17 protein-coding genes are annotated in these 17,273 nt (G+C 63.3%); 6 read left to right on the top strand and 11 right to left on the bottom strand.

Features of this window, described 5'->3' with window-relative positions:
* Positions 1-376: hypothetical protein (locus OZ411_RS32550; protein ID WP_282531214.1), on the top strand; the 376-nt coding region annotated here is incomplete at its 5' end.
* A 348-nt stretch (positions 377-724) separates the two neighbouring features.
* Here the strand turns inward: OZ411_RS32550 and OZ411_RS32555 are convergent.
* From OZ411_RS32555 to OZ411_RS32590, 8 genes are all read right to left on the bottom strand, one after another.
* A complete protein-coding gene (locus OZ411_RS32555) occupies positions 725-2,050 on the bottom strand; it encodes a GGDEF domain-containing protein (RefSeq protein WP_282531215.1) in 1,326 nt (441 codons plus the stop codon).
* A 241-nt stretch (positions 2,051-2,291) separates the two neighbouring features.
* On the bottom strand, positions 2,292-5,636 hold the full coding sequence (locus OZ411_RS32560; RefSeq protein ID WP_282531216.1) for an adenylate/guanylate cyclase domain-containing protein: 3,345 nt from the start codon (positions 5,634-5,636) through the stop codon (positions 2,292-2,294).
* A gap of 94 nt (positions 5,637-5,730) precedes the next feature.
* The gene (locus OZ411_RS32565; RefSeq protein WP_130581517.1) at positions 5,731-6,603 is read right to left on the bottom strand and encodes a hypothetical protein; all 873 of its coding nucleotides are present in this window, start codon (positions 6,601-6,603) and stop codon (positions 5,731-5,733) included.
* 98 nt (positions 6,604-6,701) lie between these two features.
* Positions 6,702-7,073 (bottom strand): hypothetical protein, encoded by a 372-nt coding sequence (locus OZ411_RS32570; protein ID WP_130583752.1) that lies wholly within the window; start codon positions 7,071-7,073, stop codon positions 6,702-6,704.
* Positions 7,074-7,390: 317 nt separating this feature from the next.
* The gene (locus OZ411_RS32575; RefSeq protein ID WP_130583751.1) at positions 7,391-7,825 is read right to left on the bottom strand and encodes a cupin domain-containing protein; all 435 of its coding nucleotides are present in this window, start codon (positions 7,823-7,825) and stop codon (positions 7,391-7,393) included.
* A 114-nt stretch (positions 7,826-7,939) separates the two neighbouring features.
* A complete protein-coding gene (locus OZ411_RS32580; protein ID WP_282531217.1) occupies positions 7,940-8,824 on the bottom strand; it encodes a LysR family transcriptional regulator in 885 nt (294 codons plus the stop codon).
* Between the two features lie 266 nt (positions 8,825-9,090).
* Complete coding sequence (locus OZ411_RS32585) at positions 9,091-9,369, bottom strand: hypothetical protein (protein ID WP_130583749.1); 279 nt, start codon at positions 9,367-9,369, stop codon at positions 9,091-9,093.
* Between the two features lie 279 nt (positions 9,370-9,648).
* Complete coding sequence (locus tag OZ411_RS32590) at positions 9,649-10,122, bottom strand: nuclear transport factor 2 family protein (protein ID WP_282531218.1); 474 nt, start codon at positions 10,120-10,122, stop codon at positions 9,649-9,651.
* A gap of 226 nt (positions 10,123-10,348) precedes the next feature.
* Between OZ411_RS32590 and OZ411_RS32595 the strand changes: the two genes are divergently transcribed.
* From OZ411_RS32595 to OZ411_RS32610, 4 genes are all read left to right on the top strand, one after another.
* Complete coding sequence (locus OZ411_RS32595; RefSeq protein WP_282531219.1) at positions 10,349-12,493, top strand: hybrid sensor histidine kinase/response regulator; 2,145 nt, start codon at positions 10,349-10,351, stop codon at positions 12,491-12,493.
* A gap of 189 nt (positions 12,494-12,682) precedes the next feature.
* Positions 12,683-13,618: a glutathione S-transferase family protein gene (locus OZ411_RS32600; RefSeq protein ID WP_282531220.1), complete on the top strand. Its 936-nt coding sequence runs from the start codon at positions 12,683-12,685 to the stop codon at positions 13,616-13,618.
* Between the two features lie 17 nt (positions 13,619-13,635).
* Positions 13,636-14,019 carry a VOC family protein gene (locus OZ411_RS32605; protein WP_130584292.1) on the top strand — a complete coding sequence of 128 codons (384 nt, stop codon included), beginning with the start codon at positions 13,636-13,638 and terminating at the stop codon, positions 14,017-14,019.
* Positions 14,020-14,152: 133 nt separating this feature from the next.
* Positions 14,153-14,395, top strand: a complete 243-nt coding sequence (locus OZ411_RS32610; protein ID WP_130584291.1) for a hypothetical protein — start codon at positions 14,153-14,155, stop codon at positions 14,393-14,395.
* Between the two features lie 196 nt (positions 14,396-14,591).
* Here OZ411_RS32610 and OZ411_RS43420 read toward each other — a convergent pair whose 3' ends face one another.
* A complete protein-coding gene (locus tag OZ411_RS43420) occupies positions 14,592-15,176 on the bottom strand; it encodes a hypothetical protein (protein ID WP_349017053.1) in 585 nt (194 codons plus the stop codon).
* A 172-nt stretch (positions 15,177-15,348) separates the two neighbouring features.
* Positions 15,349-15,729: a hypothetical protein gene (locus OZ411_RS43425; protein WP_349017054.1), complete on the bottom strand. Its 381-nt coding sequence runs from the start codon at positions 15,727-15,729 to the stop codon at positions 15,349-15,351.
* On the opposite strand from OZ411_RS43425, the gene OZ411_RS43430 reads away from it, so the two are divergent.
* A complete protein-coding gene (locus OZ411_RS43430) occupies positions 15,701-16,666 on the top strand; it encodes an OmpA family protein (protein WP_349017055.1) in 966 nt (321 codons plus the stop codon). The two genes, OZ411_RS43425 and OZ411_RS43430, sit on opposite strands and share 29 nt — an antisense overlap.
* A gap of 133 nt (positions 16,667-16,799) precedes the next feature.
* Here OZ411_RS43430 and OZ411_RS32620 read toward each other — a convergent pair whose 3' ends face one another.
* Positions 16,800-17,165 carry a nuclear transport factor 2 family protein gene (locus OZ411_RS32620; protein ID WP_282531222.1) on the bottom strand — a complete coding sequence of 122 codons (366 nt, stop codon included), beginning with the start codon at positions 17,163-17,165 and terminating at the stop codon, positions 16,800-16,802.
* Positions 17,166-17,273 lie beyond the last annotated feature (108 nt).

Below are 17,273 nucleotides of genomic sequence, written 5' to 3' on the forward strand. Positions count from 1 at the left end.
CGTGCCTCGCCGCAAGCGCGGAGGCGCCGACCGCCGCGGCTCTGTTGTGCGGCGCGAACGATCGCTGGCTGAACGAACGGCCGCCATGGAAGCTCGGCCGCGCAAACGAACGGCCTATCCGCGGGGCAAAATGAGGTCTCGCGGCGATTGCACGGCCGCCACCGAAGTTTCTTCCGCCGAAGTGGGAGCCGCCACCACGAAAGCCTCCACCATGGAAGCCGCCGCCGTGAAAGCCACCGCCGTGAAAGCCGCCGCCATGGCCACCACCCCCACCATGGCCACCGCCACCTCTGGCATACGCCGCGACCGACAGAACCATCGCGAAGGCCAGTACGACAGCGCATGCAGTGAACTTCGAGCTGAGCTTCAACATTGAAGTCATTTGGACAAGCATCCTCCGAATGACCGCTTCGTCTTCAAAAGGAGTATCGATGCCTGCCTGCCTCATACCCCAGTCTGGTGTCCGACCAACGAAGGGCACAACATCTACGTCAACCGCCCGCGGACACGGGCCAATAAAGTACAAAGTGCACACAAGCGAAAAGTTCCCCACCTGCTCCGGGAAATTTCGGCATGTTGGGAATGCGCCTGGCGTCGACCCCACGATCGCGCCGGGGCACGAAGATGGCGAGCTTACCCCGGAGAAGAATGCACGCAGCGCGATACGCACTCCTTCCATCATCGTCGGTGTCGTCCCAGCTGTCGTCGTCGCGCTTTCCGTGTTCTACCTCTTGCGACCGGAGCCATTGCTCGTGCAGGGCGAGGTCGATGCGACACGGCTGGATATCGCCGCCGCCACCAAACATTTAGGCGTCCGCGCCAACAACTCCGTTCCTGCCTGACGCCTTCGCCCGATAAAGGGCGCATCCGCTTTTTCGAGCAACTCCCGAAAAGCTCTGGCATGGGTTGGAAAGGTGGCGATGCCGATGCTGACCGTCACCGCCCGCTCCAGTTCCGGATGATGGCTGTCGGCCACAGCCGCCCGAATGCGTTCTGCCAGCGCCATGGCGCCTGGGGGCGTCTGCGGGCACAGCAATGCGAACTCTTCCCCGCCATATCGAAACAGCTCGTCACCCTCACGCTTTGAGGCGACAATCGTCTCGGCCACCTTGCGGATCACGCCATCGCCAACGAGGTGGCCGCGGCTGTCGTTGATCGACTTGAAGTGGTCGATGTCGATCATCATGAGACTAAGCGACAGGCCCGATTGAGAAGCAGTCTGCAGCATTGCCGCCCCTTTGGCATCGAACTGCCCACGATCCTGAAGTCCCGTCAGCGCATCCTTGCCAACCCGCTCAGCAAGCTTTTCGTAGCGATGCCGGTAAGTCAGGCGATCGAACACATCCGCGGCGCGACGCGATTGCACGGGAAGAGTCTCCCGTTCAACGATGCGGAGATATACGGTCATCATGAGGCTGAAGAAGGCAGCCGCGGCGATCTTGGCGATCCACCCGCCGTACAATGCCGATTCTGGTACGCCTGTAAGGAGATGCAGCCCCAGGTAGAAGAAGGCCTGGTCGAAGCTCAACACAAGCGCCAAGCTGATGAAGATCCGCCCGGGGACGGTGTTCGTCACCATTTTTCCAAGCCGTTCATAAATGATGACAAGGGCTATCAGATCGATGAACAGCAATAGGCTGCCCCAGACCATGAGCAAGCCCATTTGGTCGATGAAGCGGAGATCCGGATTATAGCCCGGCAAGCTCGCCGGATTGCTGTAGAGGCGCAGGATAAGCCCTAGCGCGATCATCAGAATGTTGCCGCTCAGGAGGCCGTAGATCGGCTGCCGCATCACCTCGGCGTCTTCCTTGATGTAAAGCAGCAGGAAAAAGCAGAGCTTGCCCGCGAACATCACGGTGGACCCTGGCGAGATCAGACCGAAGGGCAGTTCGATGAAGAAGGTGGCCGCCAAATAGGTCTCGAGGAAGTGCATCGTGCCGAGGAGGCAGAAAAAAACGCCAACTCCAATGCTCTGCCTTGCTCTGAAAATGCTCCCCATGAGAATGAAATAGATGATGCCATGCGCGAGCAGGACAAGAGAACCGAACATACCGCCAAGAAGCCCCTACCGTGAAAGTCGATCTGTTCCTCTCCCTTGCCATTTTGCCTTGCTCCCCTCAATGGGGCGCGGGATCGGCCTCGAGCTTCTGCCGAAGCTGGGCCATGTTGATGCGGATGTAGTGAGCACGCTCAGCGTAGCCCGGCTCCCAAATGTCCAGAAGCGGTCGCAGGTGCGTGAGCACCTTGCCGTGACCGCGGATGAGTGCGGCCGCGACCGCCGCACGTGAGGATCAGAGCGCCGCGGCTTGAGCGTCGCGCGCCCGCCTGAGGTCGGCGGTCTCGGCCCCCTCATCGAACCAGCGGCAGATTGGCTCCAATAGCGCGCGCGCCGCCTCAAGCCTTCCTTGCTCGCGCCAGAGTTCGGCAAGGTCCACCGAGGCGCGCAGCTCCAGGGATTTGGCGCTTTGACCGCAGGCCACGTCGATCGACTTCTTCAGGCAAGATTCGGCGTCCGAAATGTTCGACGGGTCGAGCGCCAGAAGAAGCTGCGCTTTTTGCCGATGCAATTCCGATTCCCATGACCTGCCTGTCACGTCATCGAGATTGGTCAGGGTCTGCTCGACGATCCATAGCGCGTACTCATTTTCTCCTGCCTTGGCGTGCATCTCCGCAAGCCAGCTCTCCATCATCGGCAGCATGAAGCCGACGTTGTTCTGCCGGGCCTCGTCGAGCCCGCGGGCGATCTCGCCGCGGGCCTCTTCGATCCGGCCGAGGTCGCCGACGGCCCGGCCGCGCGAAATTCGCGACAGGATCGCATATAGCGAAAACCGCTGCTCTCGCGACACCTCAAAGCTCTTTTCGGCGTTCTCGAACGCGAGATCGGCCTCCCCACGCAACAGGTGCACGACCGAGGTCATGTAATGCGCGAACGCTATGGTGTAGGGGTGGCGAAGATCCCGCGCCAAGGCAAGCGCCTCCGAGACGCGCGCGAGCGCCTGGTCGGGATAGCCGAGGAACCACAAATCCCAGGACAGCAGCAGCAGCGAGGCCGCCTGCGGCTCGACCATATAGAGATGGTATAGCGGCGGCCTTCCCTTGTTCATCGAAAGCTTGATCGACTCCTCGAAATGGTCCACCGACGATCGAAAGTCCCCGATCGTCAATAGCGTGCTGCCCATCATTCTGTGGGCGACCATTCGCGGCACGGCGTCCGGCAACGCCTGAGCCCGCGACATGAACTCATCGGCCATGCCGAGCGCTTCATCATTCTTGCCGGACATCCAGGCATTCCCCCACAACCCGAACAGCGCCTGGAAATATTCGGGAATGTTGCCGAGCCGCAGGCAGAGGGCCCGCGCCTGCGAAAAAGCTTCGCGGGTATCGGCGGAGGCATAGCCCTGCACCGCGATGAGCGGTATGCCCAACGCCAGTTGAATGTCGGTCTCCTGCCTGGTCCGCTCGAGCGTGTCCGGCAGGGCGCTCAGAAGCTGAAGGGCCTTTCGAAAATTGGCGATGGCCTCGACATTGGCCGAATGCGCTAGCGCGCGTTGCCCGGACTTGAACCAGCAGCGAATGGCAAGTGGATGATTGCCTGCCTCCTGATGGTGATAGGCGAGAACCTCGGGCTGATTTTCGGCAAGCTCCGGGAAATCATGCTCCAGGATCGTCGCGATGTCGGCGTGAAACTGCAACCGCTTGCTCTTGAGCAGGGAGTCGTAGATCGCATCGCGCAGCAGCACGTGCTTGAAGGCGAAACGGACGAACGGCGAAACGTCGACCCGGTAAATGATATCGGCGCGTTCGAGCAATGAGAGTGCCGACAGCATATCCTCCTCGTCAACCTGCGATGCAGCCGACAAGAGGTCATAGGAGAATTCCCGTCCGATCACGGCCGCGATCTGCGCAAGCCGGCGGCTTGGTGCGACCCGGTCGAGCCGTTCCATCAAGGCGTCGCTTAGCGTGTCCGGAACGCGGAGCAAGGCCGGCTGCGCCTTGCGCTCGACGGCGCCTCGGCTTCGCAAAGGGGCGCTCAACGTGCTGTTTGTCAGTTCCTCGATGAATAGCGGGACGCCATCGGCCTTTTCGATGATCTGGTCGAGCAACGGCTGGGGCATGCTCGCGCCGCTCAGGAGCTCCCGGATCATCGCCCTGACCTCGCTGTGCGACAGCCGCGTGAGCGAGTGCAGGGTGGTGTTCGCATGAGTGATCCACGCGGGGCGAAATTCGGGCCGACAGGATACGATAAGCAGCACGCGGGCGCGGTCGATGCGGCTGGTGACCAGTTCGAGCAGCTCAAGGGTCGACGCGTCAAGCCAATGCGCGTCCTCGAAGATGCAGAGCGTCGGGCGTTGAGCGGAAAATGCCAACAGGATGTCGACAAGCGTAGAGATCGTCCTGTTTTTCACTTGCCGCGGCGTAAGTCCTGACAGTTCGAGGTCATCTTCCAGCGGGATCGACAACAGTTTTGCGATCAGGGCGACCGGCTCCGCCAAGCCGTCAATCGGGCGCGGAAGGTAGACCTTGAGCTTCGCAAGCTTGTCCGCATCGGGCTCGCGTGCCGTCAGTTGGGCGGCCTGTTCGATCTGCTCGATCACAGGAAAGAACGCGCTCTGACTGTGATAGGGCGAGCACTGATGGTGAAGCAGGATGTGCGGCTCATCCTCGACACGCGATTTCAGTTCGTGGAGAAGCCTCGATTTCCCGACTCCGGGAATTCCCGAAAGAAATATGACCTGGCCGTCGCCCTCCTTGGCTTTCTGCCACCTGTCGAGCAGCAGGCTGAGCTCGCTCGAGCGCCCGATCAGCGGCGTAAGAGAACCCGCATGCGCCGCCTCGAAGCGGCTCGTGGTGTGCTTTGCCGAGAGCACGCGATAGACGTGAACGGATTCAGTTACACCTTTGAGCTCCTGGAGACCGAGGTCCTGAAAATCAAACGCAGCTGATACAAGCCGTCTGGTCGATTCCGAAACGACCACCGTGTTGGCAGCGGCGAGAGTCTGCAGACGCGCGGCGATATTCGGCGTCTCTCCTACCGCGTCCATCGACCACGTGCCACTGTCTCCGGTTTCGCCGACCACAACGGGGCCGGAGCAGACACCCACCCGGCACGTCAGGGTAACCGGCCCCGCAATCTTCGTAACTCTGGAAACGATCTCCAGTGCCGCATGAGTGGCACGAACGGCGTCATCCTCATGCGCATAGGGCCAACCGAAGAACGCCATCGCGCCGTCGCCGAAGTAGCGCGCGACCTCGCCTCCGTAGCGCCGGATCGCGGTGCTGCATTCCCCCCGATACGCGTCAATGAGTTTTTGCAGATCCTCCGGATCCAGCGCCTCCGAAAGCTGCGTGGACCCGACCAGATCACTGAACATCACCGTGATCTGACGGAATTCGGCCTCGCGCTGCGGCGCGACCGGGATGGACGCCACGCCGAACTTCGCTGCCGTCAATGCTTCGATGGCCTTCAGCAGCTTCTTGCGATGACCTAAGGAAATAACGCCAAGCTTCCTGAGATCATTCTCGGTCAGATCCGGAAGGACGGAGTATTCGATATTGTTGTCTGCGAAGGTTTGGGCGTACTGGCCCAGGCCGTGTCCACACAGCCAGTCGCGAACCTCGGTCGTTGTCCTCGCCATTGCAGAGGCCCTCGTCTGTTGTCGCTCGAGGCACGCCAGACTGCGACGACTGTCGTGCCGTTCTGCTCACGCCGAGGGCCGAGCACCGCGCCTCCTACTGTACGAAGGCTCTACTCAGAGGATACGGAAGCGCCTCTCCGACCGCCTGCTGAAGCTCGTCGAGCATCTCCGCCTCGGATTTGAGCAGCTCGTGATTATATCCCTCCGCCATGATCAATGCCGATTCATACGTCTCCTGGACGACCCTGATGCGATCGCTCGGGGGAAGGGACGCGACAAACTCGATCGTCTCTTCCACGTGGGCAACCTCGCTCCCAAGGCAACTGTGACTTCGGAGAAAGCGGGTCGCATCGATGCCGTCAGGGCATAGTGCCTGCACTTTCTCGATATCGGTCTTCTGCTTGAGCGCGGCGATGCGTTCCAGACAATAGGAATAGCCGATGCAGCCGATCGGGTAGTCCTCGACGCAGAGCTCATCGAACCGCTCGCAGAGCGGCTTGATGCCCTCGGGGATGAAGTTGGCGACCAGTCGCTCGGCGGGCAGGCCCAGCGCGCGAAGATCCTTGAGCGCGAGCCGGTCGTGACCGGTCTCCTCGCGCGCGCGTTCTTCGAGATAGGCTGCCACTTCCGGCCTCCCCAGTTCGTTGAATCGCCTGGCGGCGCGCTGGAGATTTCGCGGCGTGTGGACAGACGTGTGGTAGGCGCCCACGATGGCGACGATGTAGCCGACGAGCGTCGGCGCCGGGCTGGCGAGGCGCCCTTCAATTCTGGAAAATCCGAGATTGATCGCGCCGTCGAGCAGCCCGATCGTGCTGCCCCTGGCGCCGACGCCCGTCATCGGCGTCGCAAACGGATCTGTGTATTCCTTTGTGCCGCCCGGGAGATGAAACCAGACCTCTCCCGACTCGCGCGCGATGATCGAAATATTGCCGCTAACGTTGACCCACTCCGTGACCAGGGGCGCCATTCCACACCTCCATATCCGAGCGGTCGCGCGCGCACCGTTTCCCGCACGGTGCGCGCGAAACTCGCTAAAAACACAACTCAGGCCCAGTCTCGACCGCGCTAGATTCCGTTTGGCGTAATGGCCATCAGCAAGCGGGCCGTCTCGAGAAGAGACAGGTGAAGCGGAGGCTTGTCGACCCGCGATCGGTCCGGCACCACGAAAATGACTCCAGTCCCATCAGGGTCCGGGTTGTGACAGCCGCTATTATACTCTTCTTCCGTGAACACGATGGGGTTCGCCAGAAATATACCCCGGGCCTGAAGCGACGCTTTGGCGTTTGGCGAGGTGCCGTCCGACTGCCGCGTCGTCAACCACTTTTCAAAATCTGGATCGGTCCATGCCTCGACGATCAACTGTGCGAGGGCATCGTTCTGATAAGAAAAATCCAGTACTTTCTCTTGGAGATTAGCGTCCCGGAAGATACCTGCCATAGCGAAGCCCTCCGTAAAATACAGGGGCGCCGTTCTGACGCCCGGTATCTTAGTAGCTTAGTTGTAGAACTCTGCGGTGGCAAGCCAGACTAGCGCCACCGAAAAGGCTGTAAGCATTCGACGGACGACCATGGAAGCTGGCCGCCGCCGAACGCCGGGCCGTCAAGGCTTTGCCGCGGCTTCCACGCCGCGAAGCTGGGCGGCTACGGTCAATTCGCCGATCTTGCTGCCCATCTGTTTTCCAACTTCGGTAGAAAACCGATAGTGAAAACCGGCCTGCGCCTGCGGCCATCAGGCGCAGGCCGAGCGCAGAGAACTTAAGGAAGAGGTCCGACGATCGCCTGATCGTGGCGTGCCGCGATGCCGGGCAAGAGATCCATATGCTCCTCCCGGGGATTTGGAATGTCGTGCAGGTCGCGGAAAAACTCTTCGTGGCGGCGCGGCGTGGACACCAGAATATGTCGCGCGTCGGCGTCCCCGACATTGGTGAAGCCGTGGACCGTACCTCTCGGGACCAGGACCCGTGCGCCCGGCCCTGCCACGGCGGTGCGGTCACCGATGAGGTACTTCAGTTGGCCTGCGATCACGATAAAGAGCTTGTCTTCGGTAGCGGAGATGTGCGCGGGTGCGCCGGCGCCGGGCTTGATCGTCATGTCGAGGATCGTGAAGGGACTCGGATAGGGGTTGATGATCCCTGCGGTGATCCCGGCGAATTCTGTCGTTTCGAATTCCGTAGTGATGTCGGCTTGCATGTTCGCGTCCTGAGCAAGGTTGCTGTCTGACAAACCGCATGTGGCGACTGCGCGCGCCGTGAGTAGCCCCACCGATCGGGACAGAGCGGCCAGGATACTGGCCAATCGAGCGCGTCACCGTCCGGCCGACGCAGCCTCCAGATGGCGCGCCAGGACTTGCGCGAACGCGTTGACCTTCGGATTGAGGTCGGCGCGCGAGGGAAAGGTAAGATGCAGCCGGGTCGAGCCCGAGAACAGGTTCGGCAGCACGGGCACAACGGCTTTCGATGCAAGCTCGGCTCGGCATAGCGATTGCGGCAGCAGCCCGACGCCTTGATGCAGCAAGACGAATTCACGCACCAAAGCGAAACTGTCCACCGCGAGCTGAAACTGCGGGAACTCAACCCCGTTCTTGAGAGCGCGGGACAGCAGGCGGCGCAGCTCGGGCCGTTCGGGACCAATCAGCGTGCTCACCGCGTGTATGTTGGCTGGCTCGCCGTTCCTGCGCAGATATTCGGCACTGGCATAAAGGCCGAACTCCATGTCGAGAACGCCCTTGACGAGCGCTTCCTGCGGATTGGAAGCGCCAATGCGAAGGGCGACATCGATGTTCTCGGAGATGAGGTCGAGCACGTCGTTCGTGAGCAGCACCTCGAACCGCACGGCGGGATGCGCTTCACGGAATTCGGAAACGGCGGCGGCGATGATACCGGGCGGAAAGTCCGCCGGCGCCGTCAGACGGATTCCACCGACATAGGAGGCGCCTGCCTTGCCCAGGCCGTCGAGCGCGCCGGCGAGAGAGGCCAGAGCCTCCGCAGAGCGTCCGTATAGTTCGGCGCCTTCTGTTGTGAGCGAAAAAGCGCGAGTCGAACGCTTGAAGAGGCGGACGCCGAGTGTTCTTTCCAACGTTCGGATGCGCAAACTGACGGACGAGCGCGGTGTATTGGTCTGACGAGCGGCCGCGGCAAATCCGCCAGCCCGCACGACAGCGACAAAGGTTTGGAGAGAGTTGAGGTCCATTCGGCGCGCCTTTTGTCACGCCAAAATCGGATCTGGTCGCATCGGCCGATCCGAAATCACGCATGTCATATGATTTATCCGCGATCTGCGGGCAGACGGACGAAGCACGTCGTGGCGGAAGAGGATTGATGTGGTTGCCGGCTTCAATGACGTTGCGGAGCTACAGGATCGTTTCAACGAATCAGAGATGGGTTACATTCGAAATGTTGTCCCGTGCGTCCACACCGGCCAGGACGCACGGGACCACAAACGCTGGGGCACGAAACTCAACAGCCGTGGCAGATCGTGAGCTTGCGATCGACAGCACGATCCTCTTCGCTGATGCGCTCGAGCTCGTTCGGATTCTGCGACAGCAGGTCCTTCGCGTGGGGCTGACGATGGCCGACCGGCGCAGGCCACGGCAGACCTAGCGTCCGTGATGAGGCATCGGACATGCCTGACGAGACGGCAGAGGGCGATGGTTTCGCCAGTCCCACCGTCTCGGCCGTGGCCGTGCGACCAGACAGTAACGCCGCCAGAAGCACTGCTCCGATCATCTCACGCATGATTGCTCTCCAAAGCTTCGATTGCCGTTGGTGTCATCGGCTGACCTCCTTCCGATATGGAGCGGCCAGAATCGGCGCGGCTTGCTACAGCGTGATTTCAATCGTTCGGGAGAACAGTTGCGGTTGTAAGAACCGACCAACTAGCCGTGAACCGCGGGCGAACAACTCGACGATGTCAAGGATCTGTTGTCGCGACGCCTAATCAATAGGCACTCCCGCGCGTCGACAGATCATCGACGCGCGCTATGGACGGCGTGTCGCCACTCCGAACAGAGACGCTCAAAGCCCGAGGTCGGAAAGCCCCGGGTGATCTGCGGGACGAGGTCCCGAACGGTCCCAGTGGTATTTGCGATCGGATTCCTTGATGGGGAGATCGTTGATGCAGGCGAACCGCTTTTGCATCAGCCCGTTCGCTGCAAACTCCCAGTTCTCGTTTCCGTAGGAGCGAAACCAGTTTCCGGAATCGTCGTGCCACTCATAGGCGAAACGTACGGCGATCCGATTGTCGGTGAACGCCCAAAGCTCCTTGATCAGGCGGTAGTCGAGCTCCTTCACCCATTTCCGCGTGAGAAAGGCGACGATCTCGGCGCGACCGTTGATGAATTCCGACCGGTTTCGCCAGGTGCTGTCCGGGCTGTAGGCAAGCGACACCTTTTCCGGATTACAGGAATTCCAGCCGTCTTCCGCGCCTCGCACTTTCTGCACGGCAGTCTCATGGGTGAAAGGTGGAAAGGGGGGACGGCTCTCAGCCATGTACGATCTCCATTTCTAGCTCGGCCCGGGTCCGGCGCGTGGCACGCCAGTGTGCCCGGCCGGCTGATCCTTATCTTTCCGAAGCACGCTGCCGCTTTCCATAATGCACGATAGCTGGTGATGCGAGGGGCGGAACTGGCCGGCGACGGCAGCAAGGAAGCCGCACCCGCTCCCCTTCCTCCCCAACCGAATTTTGCGTTAAGGTTGCGACCGAACCGGAGTGCCCGTGCAGACCGCACAACGCCATTCGCTGAAGTTGTTGCAATGGATGATGGCCGCTTCCCTGGCCCTTCCGCTGGCACTCTTTGTTTTTGCTTCGGTGATCTCCTGGAATTCAATCAACCAGGCCGCCGACCAGGAGATCGAGCGCACGCTCGATGTCGCGCACGAGCACGCGCTGAAAGTGTTCGAGACCATCGACCGCAGCCTGTCGGAGATCGCGGAAATCATCCGCGGCCTTCCCGACGCCGCGATCCGTTCGCGCGAAGAGAGCCTGCACGAGCGGCTGAAGCAGCTCACGGCATCGCTGCCCCAGGTGAAATCGGCCTGGGTCTTCGACGCCAGGGGCCACGCTCTGGTCAACAGCCTGGTGGCCCCGGCGCCCGACATCGATTTCTCGGACCGAGCGTATTTCAGGGCGCATGCCGCTGATGACGTGGGCACCTATATCGGCGACGTGCTGACGCCGCGGCCGCCCTACCGGGGCGCACCATTCTTCGGCGTCAGCCGTCGGCGGTCAACCGAGGCAGGCGACTTCGCCGGCGTGATCCAGGCATCGGTTCTGCCCGAGTATTTCGAGAATTTCTACGCGCGGATCGGCCGCGAAACCGGCAGCTTCTTCGCGCTCGGCCGCACCGACGGCGCGATGCTGGCCGGCTATCCGACGGCCGACCGCGAGTTCCGCCTCGACCCTGACGGGCCGGTCGGGCAGAAGCTTGCCGCGATTCCAGACGGCAGCCTGATCACCGTCACATCGCCGGCCGACGGCATCGAACGCCGCCTCGGTTATCGGCGGCTCGCCGAATACCCGATCTATGTCAGCGCGGGGCTCGAGACCTCGGCGATCCGCGCGCGCTGGCTCGCGACCATCGGCCAGCACCTGATCTTTGGCGTGCCGGCCACCGCGCTGTTGTTCCTCCTGCTCGCCCTGGCGCTGCGGCGAACGCGACGCCTGCATGAGGAGGCCGAAAGACGGCAGGAGGCCGAGGAGGCGCTGAAGCATGGGCAGCGGCTCGAGGCCCTCGGCCAGCTCACCGGCGGCGTCGCGCACGACTTCAACAACCTGCTGACCGTGATCCGCGCCTCCATCGACATGCTGCGGCGGCCGAACCTGCCGGAGCAGCGGCGGCTGCGCTACATCGATGCGATTTCAGAGACGGTCAACCGGGCCTCGAAACTGACCGGCCAACTGCTCGCCTTCGCGCGGCGGCAGACGCTCAAGCCCGAGCTGTTCGACGTCGGCCAGAGCGTGCAGGTGCTGAGCGAGATGATCGGAACGCTGGTCGGGCCGCGGATCGAGATCGTTACCAGGCTTCCGGACGAACCCTGCTTCATCAACGCCGATGCCGGCCAGTTCGAGACCGCGATCATCAACATGGCCGTCAATGCGCGCGACGCCATGAATGGCGCCGGCCGGCTGACGATCGCGGTGCGTCGCGCCGCCGAACTGCCCGTTGTCGACGGCCATCCGCCGGCGCCGCACGGCTATGTCGCGGTTGCGGTCGGGGACATCGGCATCGGCATTCCGCAGGATCGGCTCGGGCGCATCTTCGAGCCGTTCTTCACCACCAAGCAGATCGGTCAGGGCACCGGGCTCGGGCTGTCGCAGGTATTCGGATTCGCCAAGCAGTCCGGCGGCGAGATTGTCGTGGTCAGCGAGGTCGGCAAGGGCTCTACCTTCACGCTCTATCTGCCCCGCGCCGCGGCCACGGGTCCGACGTTGCAATTCGCGGCCACGGATGCGCCGCCGGTCGACGGCAGCGGCATGTCGGTGCTGGTGGTCGAGGACAATATCGAGGTCGGCAGGTTTACGGCCGACGCGCTCGCCGAGCTCGGCTACGCCGCGACCCTGGTCGAGAGCGCCACGCAGGCGCTGGATGCGCTAGCCGGCGACGCCGCCCGCTTCGACGTGGTGTTCACCGACGTCGCCATGCCCGGCATAAGCGGCGTCGAGCTCGCCCAGGAAATCCGCCGCCGCTACCCCGACCTGCCGGTCGTGCTGACCAGCGGCTACAGCCAGGTGCTGGCGCAGCGAGGCAGCTATGGGTTCGACTTCCTGCAAAAGCCCTATTCGATCGAGCAGCTCTCGCACGCGCTGCACAAGGTCTCCCGTCCCAAGACAACACGAACGCCGACCGCGGCGTCGTCCTGACGCGCGCCGATCCATTGTAACCGGCCCGGTCCGGGGTTAGCCTTCTGCCAGCGTCAATCTGGAGCATGATCCGGAAAAGTGGAACCGGTTTTCCCTCGCGACAAACGCAAAGCGTTTGCGCGGAGATCATGTTCAAACAAAAAGATAGATCGTGATCCGACTGGTCGGATCACGATCTGGGAGGGAACGATGAGTCCCGACTATCCCGTCATCCTCCATCATTTTCCTCAATCGCCGTTCTCGGAGAAGATCCGCCTGATCCTGGCGCTGAAGAACGTGACATGGACCTCGGTCCTGATTTCCCGGATCATGCCCCGCCCGGATCTGATGCCGCTGACGGGAGGCTACCGGCGGACCCCGGTGCTGCAGATCGGCGCCGATATCTACTGCGACACCCAATGCATCGTCCGCGAACTGGAACGGCGCTATCCGCAGCCGACGCTGTTCCCGAGCGGGTATTACGGGCTTGCCGCCGCGACGACGATGTGGACCGACCGTCCGTTCTTCCAGAACACCGTCAACCTGATCTTCGGCTCAGTGGCCGACAACGTGCCGCAGGAGTTCATCGACGACCGCGAAAAGCTGCGCGGCGCCAAGTTCGATGTTGCCGCCATGCGGAAGGCGATCCCGCAGATGCGCGATCAGTTTCGTGCCCACCTGCAATGGATCGAGGCCCAGCTTCGCAACGGCCATAGCTGGATGTGCGGCGACGCCCCCAGCCTGTGCGACGTCAACGCCTACATGAATATCTGGTACGTGCGCACCAACCTTCCCGACCTCGACAAGATGCTGTTCGAATTCCCCGCCACGCGATCATGGGAGGCGCGCATTCGCGCCATCGAGCACAAGCCATGCAAGGAAATCTCACCCGCCGCCGCACTCGAAATCGCCGCCAACGCTACGCCACGGACCACCGTGCTGCCGGACCCTTATGATCCCAACCGCCGCAAGCCGGGCGACCAGGTCGAGGTGATGCCCGATGACTACGGCAAGGTCAAAGTGAGCGGTGAGATCGTTTCCCTTTCTTCGCAGCATATCGCGATCCGCAGGCACGACCCCCGCGCCGGCGAGGTGGTGGTGCACTTCCCGCGGGCCGGCTTCCTGGTGTTTGATCAAAGCAGATAGGCCGAAGGAGTTTCTTGATGATCGATCACATCGGCTTTCCGGTTTCCGACTATCAGCGTTCCCTGATGTTCTATCGGCAGGCGCTCGCGCCGCTCGACTACACGCTGATCATGGAAGTCACGCAGGAGAACGGCAGTGATGCGGCGGCCGGCTTCGGCGCGGGCGGCAAGCCGGATTTCTGGATCGGCGGCGAAGGCGGGCTAGAGAAGCCGCTGCATGTCGCGATCCTGGCAAAGGATCGCGCAACCGTGGATGCGTTCTACAAGGCCGCGATCGCAGCCGGCGGACGCGACAACGGCGCGCCCGGCATCCGCGCGCATTACCATCCCAACTATTACGGCGCGTTCGTGCTGGATCCCGACGGCCACAACATCGAAGCGGTCTGCCACGCGCCGGAATAACTTTCGGGCCTGGATCATCGGAACATCGCTGCATGCGTTCCGTTGTCGTTCTTGCGGAACAGGAACGGAGCGAACCATGATGCGTGATGATCCGCGCGCTGCGATCGGAAACAACGGCACGGTTACGCGCTAGATGCCGATCGAACCGCCCGAGATTCCGCCGGCGACACCAGGCACGCCGAGCGAACCACCGCCCGGCATTCCGCCGGGCAATCCGCGCCCTGAGGTACCGCCGCCGGCGCGCGAGCCCGGCGAACCGCCAGTGCCTGACGAACTGCCCGGCAAGCTGCCTGATGAAGTGCCGATTCGCGGGCCGAACGGTCCGCGCCCGCCGAATCCGACCGATGTCGCGGAACCACGCAAGGAACAATGGTGAGATCGCGATTTGCAAGTCTCGTCTGAATGAGCAATGAACAAGTTTGCTTGCAAGTCATTGCAGCGCTGAAATAAAAAGCCTTTCCCCTTTGTCGCCCGCCACATTGCGGCCTAACGAATAACCGTTGATCCGACCGCCGAGCTATTCGGCCCCCGCCCATCCTCTCCCTTGCCAAGAACTTTCCCGGGACCTGCAATCATGACAAACCTTCGCCTCGTGCTGCTTGCCACGACCGCATTGACGGTGACGCAGCTAACAAGCTTCGCATCGCATGCGCAAACCGCGCCACTCGTCGTGGCACAAGCGGAGAAGAAGGAGGAAGTCGGCCCGGACGGAAAGCCGAAGCAGCCACCGAAGGCGGCACCGCCGGCCGGTGCGCCGAAACAGCCTGCACCGCCTCAGCCGCCCCCTGGCGCCGCTCCGCCTGCACATCCGTCCGCGCCACCGGCCGCTGCTCCGGCGCGACCAACACCACCGCCTCCGGCTGCTGCGCCGACGCGGCCAACACCACAGCCTCCCGCTGCTGCCCCGGCACGGCCGACTCCGCCGCCGGCCGCTGCTCCGGAACGACCAACACCGCCGGCTGCCGCTCCGACACGCCCGACACCGCCGCCGGCCGCTGCTCCAGAGCGGCCAACGCCTCCGGCTGCCGCCCCGACACGCCCGACACCGCCGCCGGCCGCTGCTCCGGAACGACCAGCACCTCCACCTCCGTCTGCTGCTCCGCCGGCGCGTCCGACGCCGCCTCCGGCAGCAGCGCCGCACACTCCGACGCCGCCAACCGCCGCGCCGCCCGCGCGCACGCAGCCGCCCGCGCCACCATCCGCGGCGACGCCACCCGCTGCGCCCACGACCCCGGCCACTCCGACGCCACCGCGCGGTGCGCAAAAGGAAGTGCCGCCCGCCGGCGCCAAGCAGCCCGCCGCTGCGCCCACCGCAACGCCGACGCAGCCTCATCCCGCGCCCGCGGCAACGCCGACACCCGCGACGCCGCCGGCCGCGGGAAGTCCGTCTCCGACTCCTTCGCCGGCACGGCCGGGCGCGGCGACGACGACGCCTCCTGCCGCTGGCGCGCCGGCGAGCCCGCCTCCGGCTGCAGGCACGCCGCCTGCGGCTCCAGCGACGCCGCAAGCGCGCCCCGGTGTTGCACCCGGCACACCCGGCGCCGCGGCGCCGAACGCCGCGCCCGCGGCTCCCACTGCCGTGCCCGGTGCGCCGAATGCCGCGCCGCCGCCCGGCCGCGCACAGAATGCACCGCCGACGGTTGCCCCCGCGTTCCGTCGCGCGCCGCAGGTCACCGCGCCATTGCCGCCGCCTCCGGCCGACTTCGGCACCAAGTTTTCCCGCGAGGGCGTCGCGATTGGGCCGCGGCGTATCGAGGACTTCCGCGCCGAGCGGCGCGAGGTCCAGGAGGGCGGCCGCACCGTCATCACCGAGCCGGGCCGTATGATCATCCGCGACCCGAGCGGCCAGGCCTATATCCGCCACAGCGAGATCGATCGCTTCCGCTACGGCGCCCGCGACGTCCAGACTCAGACGATCGGCGCCGAGACCCGCACGGTCGTGGTCCGTCCGGACGGCTCGCAGATCGTCACGGTCGTGGGACGCGATGGCCAGTTGCTGCGCCGGATCAGGCGTGACCAGGGCGGCCGCGAGATGGTCATCATCGACAACAGCTATCGCGACCCGCGCGCGGTCGGCGGTTTCTATGTCGACATGCCGCCGCCGGTGGTCCGTATCCCCTACAACCGCTACATCGTCGACGCCGAAGATGCGTCGCCGGATGTGATCTACGACACCATGGTGGCGCCGCCGGTCGACCGGATCGAACGCCGCTATTCGCTGGACGAGATCCGCTACAGCCCGAACGTGCGCATGCTGATGCCGAGCATCGACGTCAACACCATCAACTTCGACACGGGATCGTGGGAGATTTCCCAGGATCAGGCGGCGAAGCTTCAGGTGATCGCCGATGGCTTGATCCGCGCGCTCCAGCGCAATCCGCAGGAGGTGTTCCTGATCGAGGGCCACACCGACGCTGTCGGTAACGAGGTGGACAATCTCTCGCTCTCTGACCGCCGCGCCGAATCGACGGCAGAGCTGCTGACCCAGCAGTTCCAGGTCCCCGCGGAAAACCTGACCTCGCAAGGTTACGGCGAGCAGAACCTGAAGGAGCAGACGGACGGCCCGAGCCGCATCAACCGGCGCGTCACCATCCGCCGCATCACCCCGCTGCTCAACGGCGGCACCGCGTCACTGCCACCGCGCTAAGGCGAGCGGTTTCGAACAAATGGCCGGGAGCGATCCCGGCCATTTTTGTTTCGTCGAGTGCTCAGTGCGTTCGGCTATATGCGGGCTTCGCGCATGGCGGTGACATGCCGATGCGTGAGCCGCAATGTCCGCTTCACCTCTTCATCTGATGCGGATCGTAGAAGAAGCGCTCCTCGATCAGTTGCTCGCCGCGCCAGGTTTGCCAGGCGACTTCCTCCATGGTGCGCACGCTGCCGTCCTTGCCGGTGAATTCGAAGCGCCAGCAGATCGCCGAATAGTCGCCGTCGAGCAGCAGCGGTCCGAGCCTGGTGGTCTTGACGCCGGCGACAGATGCGAGGACTGCACGCTCCCGTTCGGCGAGCGCATCGCGGCCGACGCGCGGCGCGCCGTCATTCTCCTGCGTCCGCGCGTCCGGCGCATAGAATTTCAGGATGGCGCCGACATGGTCGTTGGATTCAACGGTGGCGGCAAAGGCTTGCAGCGTGGCGAGCGAAGGCATCTGCTACTCTCCTCAGTATACCGACTGACGGTCGGTATTTACCGACCATGGGTCGGAAAGTCAATTGGCTCGGCCGTGGAACTGCGCTAAGGGTGATTCCAGGTTAGA

Source organism: Bradyrhizobium sp. Arg237L (assembly GCF_029990105.1).
Classification (GTDB): Bacteria; Pseudomonadota; Alphaproteobacteria; order Rhizobiales; family Xanthobacteraceae; genus Bradyrhizobium.